This window comes from Hyphomicrobium sp. 802 (assembly GCF_000526135.1).
Lineage (GTDB): Bacteria > Pseudomonadota > Alphaproteobacteria > Rhizobiales > Hyphomicrobiaceae > Hyphomicrobium_B.
Genome location: NZ_JAFM01000001.1, coordinates 1,103,707 through 1,116,380 on the forward strand (window position 1 = coordinate 1,103,707; position 12,674 = coordinate 1,116,380).

Annotated in this window: 10 protein-coding genes; 3 read left to right on the plus strand and 7 right to left on the minus strand. The window is 56.5% G+C overall.

Annotated elements, in window-relative coordinates:
- Positions 1-61: 61 nt before the first annotated feature.
- Both HYP802_RS0105505 and HYP802_RS0105510 read right to left on the minus strand, forming a co-directional pair.
- The gene (locus HYP802_RS0105505; RefSeq protein ID WP_013946119.1) at positions 62-2,215 is read right to left on the minus strand and encodes a hydantoinase/oxoprolinase family protein; all 2,154 of its coding nucleotides are present in this window, start codon (positions 2,213-2,215) and stop codon (positions 62-64) included.
- Positions 2,216-2,414: 199 nt separating this feature from the next.
- Positions 2,415-4,352, minus strand: coding sequence for a sigma-54-dependent Fis family transcriptional regulator (locus HYP802_RS0105510; RefSeq protein ID WP_013946120.1), 1,938 nt, complete (start codon positions 4,350-4,352; stop codon positions 2,415-2,417).
- Positions 4,353-4,906: 554 nt separating this feature from the next.
- Between HYP802_RS0105510 and HYP802_RS0105515 the strand changes: the two genes are divergently transcribed.
- The 3 genes from HYP802_RS0105515 (at position 4,907) to HYP802_RS0105525 (ending at position 8,139) form a co-directional block, all read left to right on the plus strand.
- Positions 4,907-6,283: a histidine kinase gene (locus HYP802_RS0105515; RefSeq protein WP_024275303.1), complete on the plus strand. Its 1,377-nt coding sequence runs from the start codon at positions 4,907-4,909 to the stop codon at positions 6,281-6,283.
- A complete protein-coding gene (locus HYP802_RS0105520; protein WP_013946122.1) occupies positions 6,280-6,933 on the plus strand; it encodes a response regulator transcription factor in 654 nt (217 codons plus the stop codon). Before HYP802_RS0105515 ends, HYP802_RS0105520 begins: the two co-directional genes overlap by 4 nt.
- Before the next feature lie 153 nt (positions 6,934-7,086).
- Positions 7,087-8,139: a phenylacetaldoxime dehydratase family protein gene (locus tag HYP802_RS0105525; protein WP_081740951.1), complete on the plus strand. Its 1,053-nt coding sequence runs from the start codon at positions 7,087-7,089 to the stop codon at positions 8,137-8,139.
- Between the two features lie 144 nt (positions 8,140-8,283).
- Here HYP802_RS0105525 and HYP802_RS0105530 read toward each other — a convergent pair whose 3' ends face one another.
- The 5 genes from HYP802_RS0105530 to HYP802_RS0105550 form a co-directional block, all read right to left on the minus strand.
- Positions 8,284-8,730: a DUF3617 family protein gene (locus HYP802_RS0105530; protein WP_024275304.1), complete on the minus strand. Its 447-nt coding sequence runs from the start codon at positions 8,728-8,730 to the stop codon at positions 8,284-8,286.
- 222 nt (positions 8,731-8,952) lie between these two features.
- Positions 8,953-9,597, minus strand: coding sequence for a hypothetical protein (locus HYP802_RS0105535; RefSeq protein WP_024275305.1), 645 nt, complete (start codon positions 9,595-9,597; stop codon positions 8,953-8,955).
- A 91-nt stretch (positions 9,598-9,688) separates the two neighbouring features.
- Positions 9,689-10,378: a response regulator transcription factor gene (locus HYP802_RS0105540; RefSeq protein WP_013946126.1), complete on the minus strand. Its 690-nt coding sequence runs from the start codon at positions 10,376-10,378 to the stop codon at positions 9,689-9,691.
- Entirely contained in the window at positions 10,375-11,853 is a 1,479-nt protein-coding gene (locus tag HYP802_RS0105545) for a sensor histidine kinase (protein ID WP_024275306.1), read from the minus strand. The genes HYP802_RS0105540 and HYP802_RS0105545 overlap by 4 nt, the downstream gene beginning before the upstream one ends.
- Before the next feature lie 4 nt (positions 11,854-11,857).
- Positions 11,858-12,358, minus strand: coding sequence for a hypothetical protein (locus HYP802_RS0105550; RefSeq protein WP_024275307.1), 501 nt, complete (start codon positions 12,356-12,358; stop codon positions 11,858-11,860).
- Positions 12,359-12,674 lie beyond the last annotated feature (316 nt).

A 12,674-nucleotide genomic window follows, 5' to 3' on the forward strand; every position in this document is an offset into this window, starting at 1 on the left:
TTGAATTTTTGAATATTTAAGTCCCGACGGGCGGAGGATCCCGTCGAGACCAAGCGGCCAATCAGACTTCTTTCAGGTGGAACAGACGATGGCCGTCGAGCCATGTTTCAAAACCGTCTGGGACAACAAACGTCGTTGCGTCCGATTCAATGATAGCGGGGCCTCTCACGCGGTTGCCCGGGCGAAGTGCCTCCATCCTGTAGAGCTGCGCATTGACCCAACGCTTTTTGCGATAGAACTTTCGCGTGCCGAGTTTTGCTACTTCGGGCGGCGTCTCGGTCTGAAGATCTTCCTTGGGGATCTTAGGCTTCTTGATCGGCACCGTGCCGCGCATTAGGGCGCCGGTAACCGAATAGCCGAGTTCAGGTGAGCGCGCGCTTTCGGCATAAACTCTGCCGTAGGTGATGTTGTAGGCATCGACCATCCTGTCCCAGTCATCGGTCGTGGCGGCCGATTTGATCGGACTTTCGATTTCAAGGTCGTTGAGCTGACCTCGATATTGCATGCGATAACCGGGCTGGAGAACGACTTTATCTGCCTCGTAGCCGTTCAGTTTGAACTCCTCCAGGACGTTGCGTGTAAGTTCCTCCCAAGCCGACTGCAGAACGTTAGCAGCCGCAGCTTTTTTCTCATCGGAAGCGTCCGGGGCGATGTTGATGTCGAGCGATTTGTCGTAGCGATATTCGAAGTCAGCCGCGGCGCAGCCAAAGGCTGAAAATCCGGCCGCCCAAGCCGGTACGATGACATCCTCGAAGCCCAGTCCTTCCGTGTATCCGTAAGTGTGGACCGGACCTGCACCGCCATAGGAAAAGCAGACGAAGCTCGTTGGCGAATAACCCTTGCCGGAGATCATTGAGCGCAGATAATCGCGCAGATCAGAATCCAACAGTTCAATCACGCCCGCAGCGGCATCCTCCACCGAAAGACCAAGTGGATCGGCGATCTGCTTTTTGATGGCCTCCACCGAGCGCTGACGGTCGAGTTTTATCGCGCCGCCGAGGAAGTTGTCTGGGTTGAGATAGCCGAGCACCATATGACAGTCAGAAACGGTGACGGTGTCTATGCCGCTATCGGCCCAACAAACGCCAACGCGATAACCTGCGGAGTCCGGTCCGAGCTTGATCGCTTTCGTGTAGGGGTCGAGGCGAACGAATGAGCCTGCGCCGGCACCGATCGAATCCATGGCAACGAGCGGCAGTGAAAGGACGAGCCGTGCCATGTCCGGATCATTTTTTATCGTCAATTCGCCTTGCGTAATGAGCGCGACGTCGAATGAGGTGCCTCCGATGTCGGAACAGGCGATGTTGTGATAGCCGAGAACTTCGCCCAGGTATTTGGCGCCGATGACACCGCCGATGGGTCCCGAAACGATTGTCCGCGCGAGTTCCTTGGCCTTCCACGATATTGTCCCGCCATGGGTGGCCATGACGCGGAAATCAAATTTTGTGCCCCGCTCTTTAAAGGCATCTGAGATTTTCTTGAGTGTCTGGCGGGAGGGTTCGGCCGCATAGCCTTCGAGGATCGTCGTGTTGGTTCGGTGTGTCTCCTTGCGTACGGGATAGTAATCCGCCGATGCAAAGACCGGGATCTTCTTGCCGCTCCTCTCAATCTCCTCAAGGACGATGTCGCGTACGCGTCGCTCATTCGATGAATTTTTGTAGGAGTGCATCAGGCTGATGACGATGCCTTCGACATCAAGATCAATCAAATCACGAGCCGCATGACGTGCAGTCTCCTCGCGCAGAGGAATGACCACATTTCCTGACATGTCGACGCGTTCGACCACGCCGCGTGTGAGACGGCGTGGCACGAGCGGTGGATCATAGCGATGTGTGTTGAGGTGGATGCGGTCTTCGTAAGCATAACCGAGATAGCACTGGATGGCTCGGCCCATACGGTGGAAGTCTTCCAAGCCGCGATTAACGATCAGCCCACATTTTAGGCCCTTACGCTGTACGACGCGGTTGAGCATCGCCGTGCCGGAATAGACACCGGTCTGAAGCTGCTTCAGCGCTGAATCGAGCGGCATTCCCCACGCGCCTAATCCATCCTCGCTCGAAGCGATAAGGCCGAGTGATTCATTTTGAGGTGTACTCTGCGCTTTTCCGACGACGAACTCGCCATCCGAATCAACGAAGAAGGTGTCGGTCATCGTGCCGCCGGCGTCGATTCCGAGCACTTGAACATTTCTGGTTTCTCTGGCTTGGCCGTCCACGTTTATCCTCCTGCTGCACGGTCAGCGTCTTTCGCGCCGAACACTTCAGATCTCGCAGGAGATGTGCCAACATGGACCGTTGAGAGCGCCATTCAAGCGCTTCAATCGCTTACCGCTTTTGCTCAGTGGATTTTTGCGTTTGCTAACGCTTGCGACTCGGACAGTCGATCAACAAGGACCGTCCGAACGGCATACAGCCTTACGCTTTTGACGGACGATTTGCGCCGTATTGCTGAAGGCGGACATAGAGTGTCGAACGTGCGATGCCGAGGCGGCGTGCGGCTTCCGTAAGATTGCCGTTGCAGGCCTCCACCTGGGCGATAATTGCGGAGCGTTCCTGCGCCTTGAGATCGCCGGAGTGACGTTCGACCGGAGCGATGGCGGGAGCGATCTTGGCGCTATCACCCCCCAGCGGCTGCGTTGACACGAGGAGCTCCGGCGGAATATTTCCGACGTCAATAACGTCGCCATCGCTCAATGCGACCATGCTCTCTATCACATTGCGCAATTCGCGAACGTTTCCTGGCCAAAGGTACTTGGCCAGAATTTCAAGTGCGTCGTTTGAGATGGAAATTGGTCCGCATTTCTGGCGTTTAGCCGTCACCGCAACGAAATGCATGGCGAGTTGCGCTACATCTTCTTGGCGTTCGCGCAATGGTGGGACGCGGATGCGTGTTGCTGCTATGCGGTAGTACAGGTCGCGCCGAAATCGACCTGCTTCCACCTCGCTGACCAGATCGCGGTTTGTCATGGATACGAGCCGGAAATTGACTCGTCGGCCTTCGTGGTCGCCGACACGATAGACGACGCCATCCTCGAGAACGCGCAAAAGATAGGATTGCAGGTCGAGCGGCATCTCGCCAATTTCGTCGAGACAGAGCACGCCGCCGTCTGCCATCTCGATCTTGCCCGGCCGGCCGCGATCGTCCGCGCCGGTGAATGCGCCTTTGGCGTAGCCGAACAGTTCGCTGGCGATGAGATCGCGGGCCATCCCGCCACAGTTGACGGGTACGAGCGGCCCATCCATGGCGAAACTCGCGCTTTTGATTGCGCGCGCGAAGAGCTCCTTGCCGACACCGGTCTCGCCCTCGATAAGAATAGGGAGCGGACTCGCGGCAAGCTTTCGTGCTCGCGCGCACACAGTCCGCATGACTTCGCTGCTGCCAACAATCTCGTCGAAGGCCACCGTAGTCTCGACGGCCGCTCGAACAGACGATGACGCCTTATGCGCTCGCGGCTGGGGTATGACGACCAGACAACCGATCGCTTCGCCCTCCGAATGTACGATCTCGATACGTGCATTGGGAAAACGCCGACGGCAATTCTCCTCCCAAGCCGCAGGAGTGGCACCGCCAATTATCTTGCCAAACTCTTGAGCCGCGGCTTTATCGTCGAGCTTTTGTATGGCTTTCTCGGTTGCGTGCACGACAGCCCCGCGGCGGTCGACCAACAGGATATCGTCCGACAGCCAAATCGATCGTTTGGCGACAAAGCGTCTAAGCAACGCTTCATGTTCCAACTTGGCGGCACGTCCAAGTGAAGCCTCGATCTCCTGGCCTATACTCACGGCGAGCGCAAGACTTTGCGGATTGTAGGACGCCGCGGGACCGGAAATGTCCACGATCCCCAGCAACTCCCCATCGACGGGATGACAGATTGGTTTGGCGGCGCATGTCCAACGTTGAACATCCGCGCAGAAATGCTCGGCTCCGCAAATCTGTATCGGACGTCGTTCCGCAAGCGCTGTGCCAATGGCGTTGGTACCGATAACACCTTCGGCCCATCGCCCGCCGATTTGCAGATGATTGCGCCGGCCTTCGTCAACGACGCGAGGATCGCCTGCTGTTTCGACGATGAAGCCGCTTGCGTCCGTCAGGACCATCATCGACCTTGCATCGCTGAGAAATTCCGACGATCGTTCCAGTGCCGGGCGCGCAACTCTCAGCAGCTCGGCAATCTTTGATCTGCGCAAAAAGATCTCAGGTTCCCCCGCGAGCGGTGCTTCCTTCCAACCCGCTCCCACGCCGAAATTTCGAGATCGTTCCCAGGATGTCGCCACGGCCAGCGGAAACGCATGCGGAGTCCGCCCATTCTTCAGGAATGCTTCCCACGCCAAGCGAATGTCGCGCTGATGCATGACCTCACGCCTCCCAAGCCATGACAATCGCCCCTTAGCGAGCTAGTCACGAACCACCGAGGACGCGGAAGCGTCGCGCACGCGGCGCAGCAACTTACCGACGCCGTCGCGTTTCGGTGCATTTCCTCCCGCGGATTTCTCCGATCCGCATCGCTAAAACTTAAAGCGCTTGCATACGAGTTGACAAGCGTAGGGTGCGGTGTCCGAACGCGGCAACCTCCCGGCGGAAACCTAAGCTTCAAGAGGGGCTTAGGAATTTGACCAAACAGGAGGAGCTGAGGATGTGCTCGGCAGAATAATGACCTAGGCGGCAAATGACGCTTGGAATGGCTAACAAGAAATTGGCCGCATCAGGACTATCCGTGTGCCATTAGACAAGCACCGCAAACAAGATCGCCCTCTTTCCTATATCTCGCCCACAAGTTCCAAGGGCGCCGGCCTTCCGGTCCTTACTGCTTTCTCTTGCGTCAAACCGGGCAATATGCCCGCCGAGCGGCTGCTCCCTTCATTTTTACATGCAGATGGTGCACGTTGCCAAAAAACGGGAAGAGACTATGCGTCTTCTTACGCTCCTCATCATCCGGCTCATGGCGGCTGTGTTGCTTTGTCTTTCGGTCGCGATTGCGTGCCTCGTGTGGGACGCGCATCGTTCGATCGAAGGGGACGTGACCGCAACGGCAACGCGTGTCAATCAGCGTCTGCAGGCCCTCTATTGGCAGCATATGGTCTGGCACAACGGCATTTCGCGAGGATCTCTCGTTCCTCTTCCGGATTGGGATACAGTCGAGACCCAGAGCATTATCTCGCCGGGCGTATGCGTAACGTTTGCTTTGCCCGGTGGCGACCCCCGCAAACTATGTAGTCAGGTTGAAGCCTTGGGGCCGCCCGCTCCAGCGTGGTTCGCACGCCTCTACCTTGCGACCCTGGGCGTGTATCCGCCCGTTGTACGACCGCTTTCAATCCACAATGAAAGTGCGGGGCCTATCGTGACCGCCGCCGATCAGGAAGCTGCGCTTCGCCGTGCCTGGAAAGAAATTTCAACGGTCGTCGACATCGCCATCATGCTGGCCGGCGGCATCGCAATCCTCGCAGCAGCTATGATCGGTCATGCCCTGCTTCCCGCGCGGTCGATCATCGGTGCGTTGCAAGAGATCGAAGAAGGGCATCTCGGGCAACGTCTCGGAAAATTCAAAAGCACTGAATTCAATCATATTGCGAATGCCGTCAACCGTCTTGCTGCAACACTGAAGCAAACAAACCAAGAGCGCATGGCGCTCACAGCGCGGTTGTTCCAAGTTCAAGAAGAGGAACGGAGGTCGCTCGCGCGCGATCTCCATGACGAATTTGGCCAAGCGCTGGCTGCCACGAGGGCACTCGCAACTGTCATCGAGGCCAGTGCGCCTGATCGGCCAAATATCGCACGTGACGCAAGGGCCATTGCAGCCACGCAAGAACGGCTGATGGGAACGCTTCGCACGACACTCATCCGATTGCGTTCGCAAAGCATCGAGGAGCTTGGGTTGGAAGCAAGTCTTCGCCAGCTGATCACCGACTTCAACGCGCAATCGAAGACGGGCACGATTTTTCGCCTGCAGATGACGGGGCGGTTGGCCGGCCTTCAGAAACGTGTCGCGGTAGATCTCTATCGCATCGTTCAGGAATGCCTGACAAATGCCAGCAAACACGGCCGACCAACGGAAGTAAGGGTTCGTCTCGATCATCACGGCTTTGGCGAGCCGCATGTCACGTTGAGCGTCGAGGATGACGGCGGCGGCGACAGCCGACATCTATCCACGACCGCCGGTCACGGGATTCTTGGCATTCGTGAGAGATTGGCAGGGCTCGGCGGTTCGCTGCAGATCGCCGATGCGCCAAAAGGCATCCTGATATCGGCGCGCGTGCCATTGGACAGTGAAGGCACGGCTACATGAAACCGATTTCGATACTGCTCGTCGATGACCATCCGATCGTGAGGGAAGGATACCGTCGTCTTCTCGAATTGCGACCTCGGTTTATCGTGTGTGCGGAGGCCGAAGATGCCAACCAGGCCTATATTGCCTACAAAGCTCATAGGCCTTCCGTCGTCATCATGGATCTGTCGCTGGTAGGGGTCAGCGGTGTGGAGGCATTGCGCCGGATCCGAGAGCTGGACAAGGACGCCAAAATCCTAATTTTCAGCATGCACGCAGGAAGTGCTTTTGCGCTCAAAGCGTTTGAGGCGGGTGCTCGCGGCTATATCACCAAAAGCAGCGCGCCTGCTGAACTCATCAAAGCAGTCGAAGTCATTGCGGAAGGCGGTCGCGCCATGAGCGAAGACATTTCGCGCGCGATTGCAGCCGATCGCCTGAGCGGCGACAGGGCAATCGATGCCCTTTCTCCGCGCGAAACAGAGGTGCTGCGCCTCGTTGCTACGGGCCTCAGCAGTGAGTCGATTTCATCGCTGCTCAATCTTAGTTTGAAGACGGTGCGCAACATTCACTACGCCGTGAAATCCAAGATTGGCGCGGAAAACGATGCGCATCTCGTGTGGCTGGCGCTCGCCGCGGGACTTATTCCTGCAGACAGCGTGATCACGCACTAAGCGGGTATATTGCCCGGAAGCCTGAGGGCACCGTGCTCTAGTTCGCCTGAAAACTTCGAGCTACCTCCTTTCCCGTCGATCGCAAAAGTCCTCATAGGAGGTGCAACGATTGATGCTGCTCTGCAGCCAAGAGAAAGTCGGGAGGAAGCTGCTATGACTTTGGATTCGTCGATACCCAGCCATCTGCGCTGTCCGCGAACCCGCACGCGCCAAGTGAGCGATAAATGGGTTCCGCCGGTGCCGGCGTTTTCCTCGCGCCCGGATCCGTCGATAGAAAATATCGTGATGTCGTATTTCGGCGTGCAGGTCGAGGGCGAGGAGAAGAAAGATCAGGCACTCGCAGCGCTACAGAACATCGTCGCCTCGTTTAAAGAGCAGAACGGACCGGCACGATACGACTTGGTCCGATTCATCGACGCCCAAGGGTATTTCAATGCCATCGCCGTCGGCTACTGGCTCGATACGGATACCTTTCATAAATGGAATGAAAGTCCCGCTATCGCCAATTGGTGGGCGTCAGATAAGCGCCTCACTGAAGGCGTTGGCTACTTCCGTGAAATCCTGCGTCCACGCATGGAGCAATTTGAAACCATCTTCACGCATAAGCACGGTCCGTTCGAGGGCGTTAGCGTACTTTTCGGCGAGATGAGCGAACCTATCATCGAGCACGGCTATTGGGGCTCGATGCGCGATAGGCTGCCGTTGTCACAGACCAGCACGATGGACCCGGAGGGCGAACTCTCGCTTAACTCTGGATCTCCGGCGTTGGGTGGACGCGTGATTATCAATGGGCATGATAATCTTACGCTCATTCGGTCCGGCGAAGACTGGAGCACGACCGAGGGCGAAGAACGTCGTACATGGTATGAGGAAATAGAACCGGTCCTGCACGAAGGCATGAACTATCTGCGTGACGACGGACTCGAGGTCGGCTGCTATTGCAACCGCTATCTCCATCACATGGATGAGAATGGGAACAAAACCGAGAGAGGATTTGGATACAGCCTCTGGCGATCGGTTTCGGCACTCGAAACATGGGGCGCAACGCACCAAACGCACCTTCAGATCTTCGTCACGTTCAACCGGCTGGCGAAGAAATTCAAAAATTTGACGCTCTATCACGAAGTGTCGGTATTCGATGGTGCGAACCAATACTACGAGTATATCAACTGCCATCCGCAGACCGGTCTTATGCGCGCGATCTGACGGCAGAATTTCGTGGAATGAAAATGGAGATACACCTCAGCGGACAAATTCGCCACGTCTGTGGCAGTTAGTTGTTTGCTGAGGTTTCTTGCAAAGATCTGTTCGAAGTAGACGGCGACATTGCGGCAAGCCAAATAATTGAGTCTATCTCACGTTCCCAGTGTACATATTCGACGGACAATCCGGTCCGAGATATTTCCCGTCGATTGTCACGCCCATGTGAGCAACGCCGTCTTGCGGCGGATCGAACGTGATCTTGGACATGGCGCGGTACCACGTCGAAAAATTGCCAGTGAGTACTGTGCTGGTCGTTTCTTTGCCCGCGCTGGTCATGCAAACGACATCAACGTATCGCTCATCTCCAAGAACTCTAACGTCGGACGTTGTGCAATTCTTGTCGCCTATTCCGGTGATGATCGGATCTGTCGCGGCAATACACGCATCAAACGTTTTCATGCCAATCGTCGCCGCCACCGTCGTCAGCTGCCAGTGCCCCGCTTTTCGAACGGGTAGCTGAGTGGCTACCGCCGCGGAGCTTGCAGCCATCAGGCATGAGAAAAAAACAGAAATTCGAAGACGAGGAAAACACATTTCTGTCGCTTCCGATTTGCGTAGGCGGGTCTCCGGCTGTCGCTGTGTGAGAACCGATTTCAGCTGAGCGTCATACCGATTGCGCGAACGGGACGTCCACGGTCGGTCTATGATCTGACATAGACAGGCGCCGAACCACGTCGGGCATCGCGATCTTGCCGTCGGCCACCTATTACTGGCGACCGCATCGGCGGCCACTCGGTGACCGAGGTGTCTCACGCTTCAGTTGGCGGTTACTGCCGGCGGCTCGATCGTCAGATTGGGCATGACTGTGAACGTTCCGTCGAATAGCCGCTTGGTTGGATCGGTCACCGGCGTTACGATATTGCGTGCTGGTAAGCCTGTGGTCTTATCGATGTAAACGCTTTGCTGGTTCGGCACTGACACGGCAGACACGCGCGGTCCCTTGTCCTTGGCGTCGGCTGCAAGCGGCATTGCAAGAGTGCCTTGGTAGACCGCGTAGGTTTTGCCTTCGAAATCCTTGTCGCCCGCGCACTTATAGTCGGTGCCGACTTTCGGCGGTTGCGCGACCGTTTCCTTGATCTGATTGGCGACGGTATCCGCGAACGATTGAGGCAACTCCGCCCAGACGCCTTGCTGATTGGACCAGGCGCGCTTGCCGATCACGATCATCTCCATCGGCATCGGCTGGTTCGAGACTTCGACGATTTGGTGCATCCGATCGGGAAGAACGTAGTCGGCTTTCATCTTCAACGAACCGTCAGCATTCGTAATCGTGGTTTCAAGACGAAATGCTTTCGCGTCTCGTAGCTTTGCGAACGCTGCATCGACTTGGTCCTTGCACGACTGATCGGCGAAAGCCGGACCGGCGATGAAGGCCAATAATCCGATAACAAAAAATCTCATGCGAATCCTACCCGAGCCATTTCCGAAGTTTTTGTATTTTTGCAGTTGAACGGATGGCCCAGGAACACATGCCAAGTCACTGCAATTCCGGCTACCAAACCTTCCCGAGGCGCATTGGCGGCACAGAACGATCGTTTATTCTCTGTCCCGACATTTCAGGCAGGTGATCGATGGCAATACGCATCAGCTCGGGGAGCGATTTTACGCCAAGCTTCGTTTTGATTTGGGAGCATGTGTTTGCAATTGTTTTGTAGCTGACGTGCAATTCGTCGGCGATAGCTGCATATTGCTTGCCTTGGGCAATTAGCTCCAGCGTTTGCAATTCGCGCAACGTCATGCCGTTGAGCGGGTTGGTCCGACCTTTTGTTTCCATCACAGCAATCGCGGAGGCAATGGCATGACTCAGAAACGCCTTGCCCTGGCGCACGGCCTGAAGCGCCTTCACGATATCTACGGACGATGTATCTTTTAGGATGTAGCCATTAGCACCGAGTCGCAACGATTGGCTGGCGATCATGGGGTCTTCGTGCATCGTCAGCACGAGGATCGGCGTGTGCTTGTCGTGGATGCGAAGGCGCCGGATAAACGATAGTCCTCCGAGCACACCTTTCTTGATCGCAAGGTCGATGATGATGAGATCGGGTTTATCGTGGCGATAGGCGCGAAATCCCTCAATGAGATTTGACGCGAGCATGATATCGTCGATGCCGGCATCTTCAAGCACGCGGCGGCAGCCTTGCAGCACGATGGGATGGTCGTCGATCACGAGAATTTTGGTCATGCGGTCGCCTGAGAAAATGCGTTGACGGAACCACCGTGAAGATCTCGGGGCCACAACGGGATTTTGATTGAAATCGTGGTGCCGTGAGGTTCGTGACCGGCGATGACAAGACTGCCCCCCGATGCCAGAACGCGCTCTCTCATCGCAGATAATCCAAAGCCTGCTTGCACGTCGGGCTTCAGGCCGACGCCATCGTCGCTGATGCGCAGGGCGATTGCGTCATGATCGCTGCCAGGGCCTTGAGTGGCCTCTTCGCGAAGCTGGACGACAATGTGCGTCGCCTGACCGTGCCGAATGGCATTCGTCAGCGCCTCTTGTGTTGAGCGATAGACGGTAAGGTCGATGCGCTCACCGTAGGGCCTGATGAGCGGGGTGACCGAAAGGCCGATGCGAACGTTGGGATGGCGCCGTTCGAAATCATAGACGAGCTCTTGAATGAGCGCAGACAGGGGTACTTTGCCGACGGAGACAGGATGAAGGCGCTTCAAAAGCGCGCGATTCATCGCCTTGAGGCGCGATGAAATCGACAGGATTTCATCCGTTCTTTTGCGAATGGCTTCAGCACTGTCTTCGCGGAGCGCATCGGTGAGACGGCTGATTGATTCCGCGTTCGCGGTAATTCCAAAAAGGCAGGGGCCAGCCTCATCATGGAGTTCGCGCGCAATCTCGCGCCGCTCATCTTCTTGCACGGATTGAATCTGCCGATAGAGCTCGCCGTTTTCTTCTCGCGCTTGATCGAGCGATGCAGCAAGCGAATTGAACTTCACTGCAATGTCGGCAACTTCGGTCACTTTTGGAATTTTGAGGCGCTGCGACCGCTCACCCGCTTCAAGCGCCACTAGTCCCTTGGCAAGGTCCGTCAGCGGATTGAGGATACGGCCGAGAACGATATAGAAAGCCAAGACGATGAAGACGATGGCGACGAGCGCAACCGTCGCAAAAGCTGAGAGCTGCTCCCACTTCTCCGCGATCTCGTCATCCGGGTCTCCCTTCAGAATGAGCGAACGGCCGTTCGGCTCAATGCTGATGACGCGGGTGTGATCGTTACCTCCCTTCGGCATCATCAGTGCCTCAAACCAGTCCGGCGTGCGATCGTTGGCGTCATCGATATCGGACACCGTTTCGGGTGATCGCAGGACTCGCATCGGCTTGCCCGGATCTTCGACGTAAACGCGGGCATGACGCAGATGCTGAATTTCGTGGGCAACGAGATTATCGAGGTCGGAGAGATGATTTTCGGCGTTGATCCGCCGAACAAGCTCGCGCAGATAGCCTTCCGCCGTATCCATCGACGCTTCGATTTCGACGTTCACGGATTGGCGGCCGTTGAGGACGGCTGTTGCTCCCATCAGTACGGTGGCAAGAAAAAGCATCGCGGAAATCGCGAGCAGAACCTGCTGCCGAATGGAGCGGCCAAACCATGCCCCCTTTCGCACGCGGGCACCTAAACCGGAAAAACGCGATGTCGTTTGCATTACGTCAACTGCGCGAACCATAACGTTTCGAAAGCGCGTCGAGCGCCTCCTCGCCGGTGAATCCGGCTTTGCGCAAATTGTAATACTGCTGTCCTGCCGCTCCGAAACTCTCGATCCGATTGGCGGCGATTGCGTTGTTCAACATAGTAATCAGGCCGATGGCGGTTTCATCGCCGCCCGCACCTTTCAGCATGTCTTCGAGCTGGACAGCGCGGTTGGCGACCATGCGTGGCGAGTCGTTAAACTTTTCGGACGCCTCGATCAGAGCGCGGCGAACTTCTCCCGATTCTGGGGCGGCAACTTTCCCGTCGCTCTTCGTCTCATGCTCAATCAACCAGATCTCCGGCTTCACGTCGTCCTGTTCCGTCAACCAGCTCTTCGTGCCGACCTTCGTCAGCCCAGAACGCTGTTCTGCTTGGCGCTGTGTCGGTTGTTCTTCACTGCATCCGTTTAAGCCGGCGGCAATCACGAGGGCCAGTGCAAAGATGGAAAGGCGATGGGTCATCACGATTATTTGCGCTTTTACAGGTGGTTTTCATTCTCTCATCGCCAGCTATGACAGACGCGCGCAGAGACTACCAGGACAACGTCTGCAGTCTTCTTTGCCAAAACTTCCCGGCCCAATTTGCCGATCAATCTGAAGACCTCGCAAGGCTACATCGTTACGGTCCGCCCCGTGCTGATCGCGCAACCATCGGACGACCAGCGATCCGAACGCGCAGCACGCATCTAAGAGTGGCCTCGGGTGAGAATATTGCCCGTATTCCGCTCGTGCCTCAGAGGGTCGAGACGGCGAAAGGACCCCTTCGTTTCGCAAGGGA

Excerpts from the sequence above, each read along its gene's own strand:
- HYP802_RS0105535 (WP_024275305.1), bottom strand. The coding sequence starts at position 9,597 with ATGAGATTTTTTGTTATCGGATTATTGGCCTTCATCGCCGGTCCGGCT.
- HYP802_RS0105520 (WP_013946122.1), top strand. The coding sequence starts at position 6,280 with ATGAAACCGATTTCGATACTGCTCGTCGATGACCATCCGATCGTGAGG.
- HYP802_RS0105510 (WP_013946120.1), bottom strand. The coding sequence starts at position 4,352 with ATGCATCAGCGCGACATTCGCTTGGCGTGGGAAGCATTCCTGAAGAAT.
- HYP802_RS0105530 (WP_024275304.1), bottom strand. The coding sequence starts at position 8,730 with ATGTGTTTTCCTCGTCTTCGAATTTCTGTTTTTTTCTCATGCCTGATG.
- HYP802_RS0105525 (WP_081740951.1), top strand. The coding sequence starts at position 7,087 with ATGACTTTGGATTCGTCGATACCCAGCCATCTGCGCTGTCCGCGAACC.
- HYP802_RS0105550 (WP_024275307.1), bottom strand. The coding sequence starts at position 12,358 with ATGACCCATCGCCTTTCCATCTTTGCACTGGCCCTCGTGATTGCCGCC.
- HYP802_RS0105540 (WP_013946126.1), bottom strand. The coding sequence starts at position 10,378 with ATGACCAAAATTCTCGTGATCGACGACCATCCCATCGTGCTGCAAGGC.
- HYP802_RS0105515 (WP_024275303.1), top strand. The coding sequence starts at position 4,907 with ATGCGTCTTCTTACGCTCCTCATCATCCGGCTCATGGCGGCTGTGTTG.
- HYP802_RS0105545 (WP_024275306.1), bottom strand. The coding sequence starts at position 11,853 with ATGCAAACGACATCGCGTTTTTCCGGTTTAGGTGCCCGCGTGCGAAAG.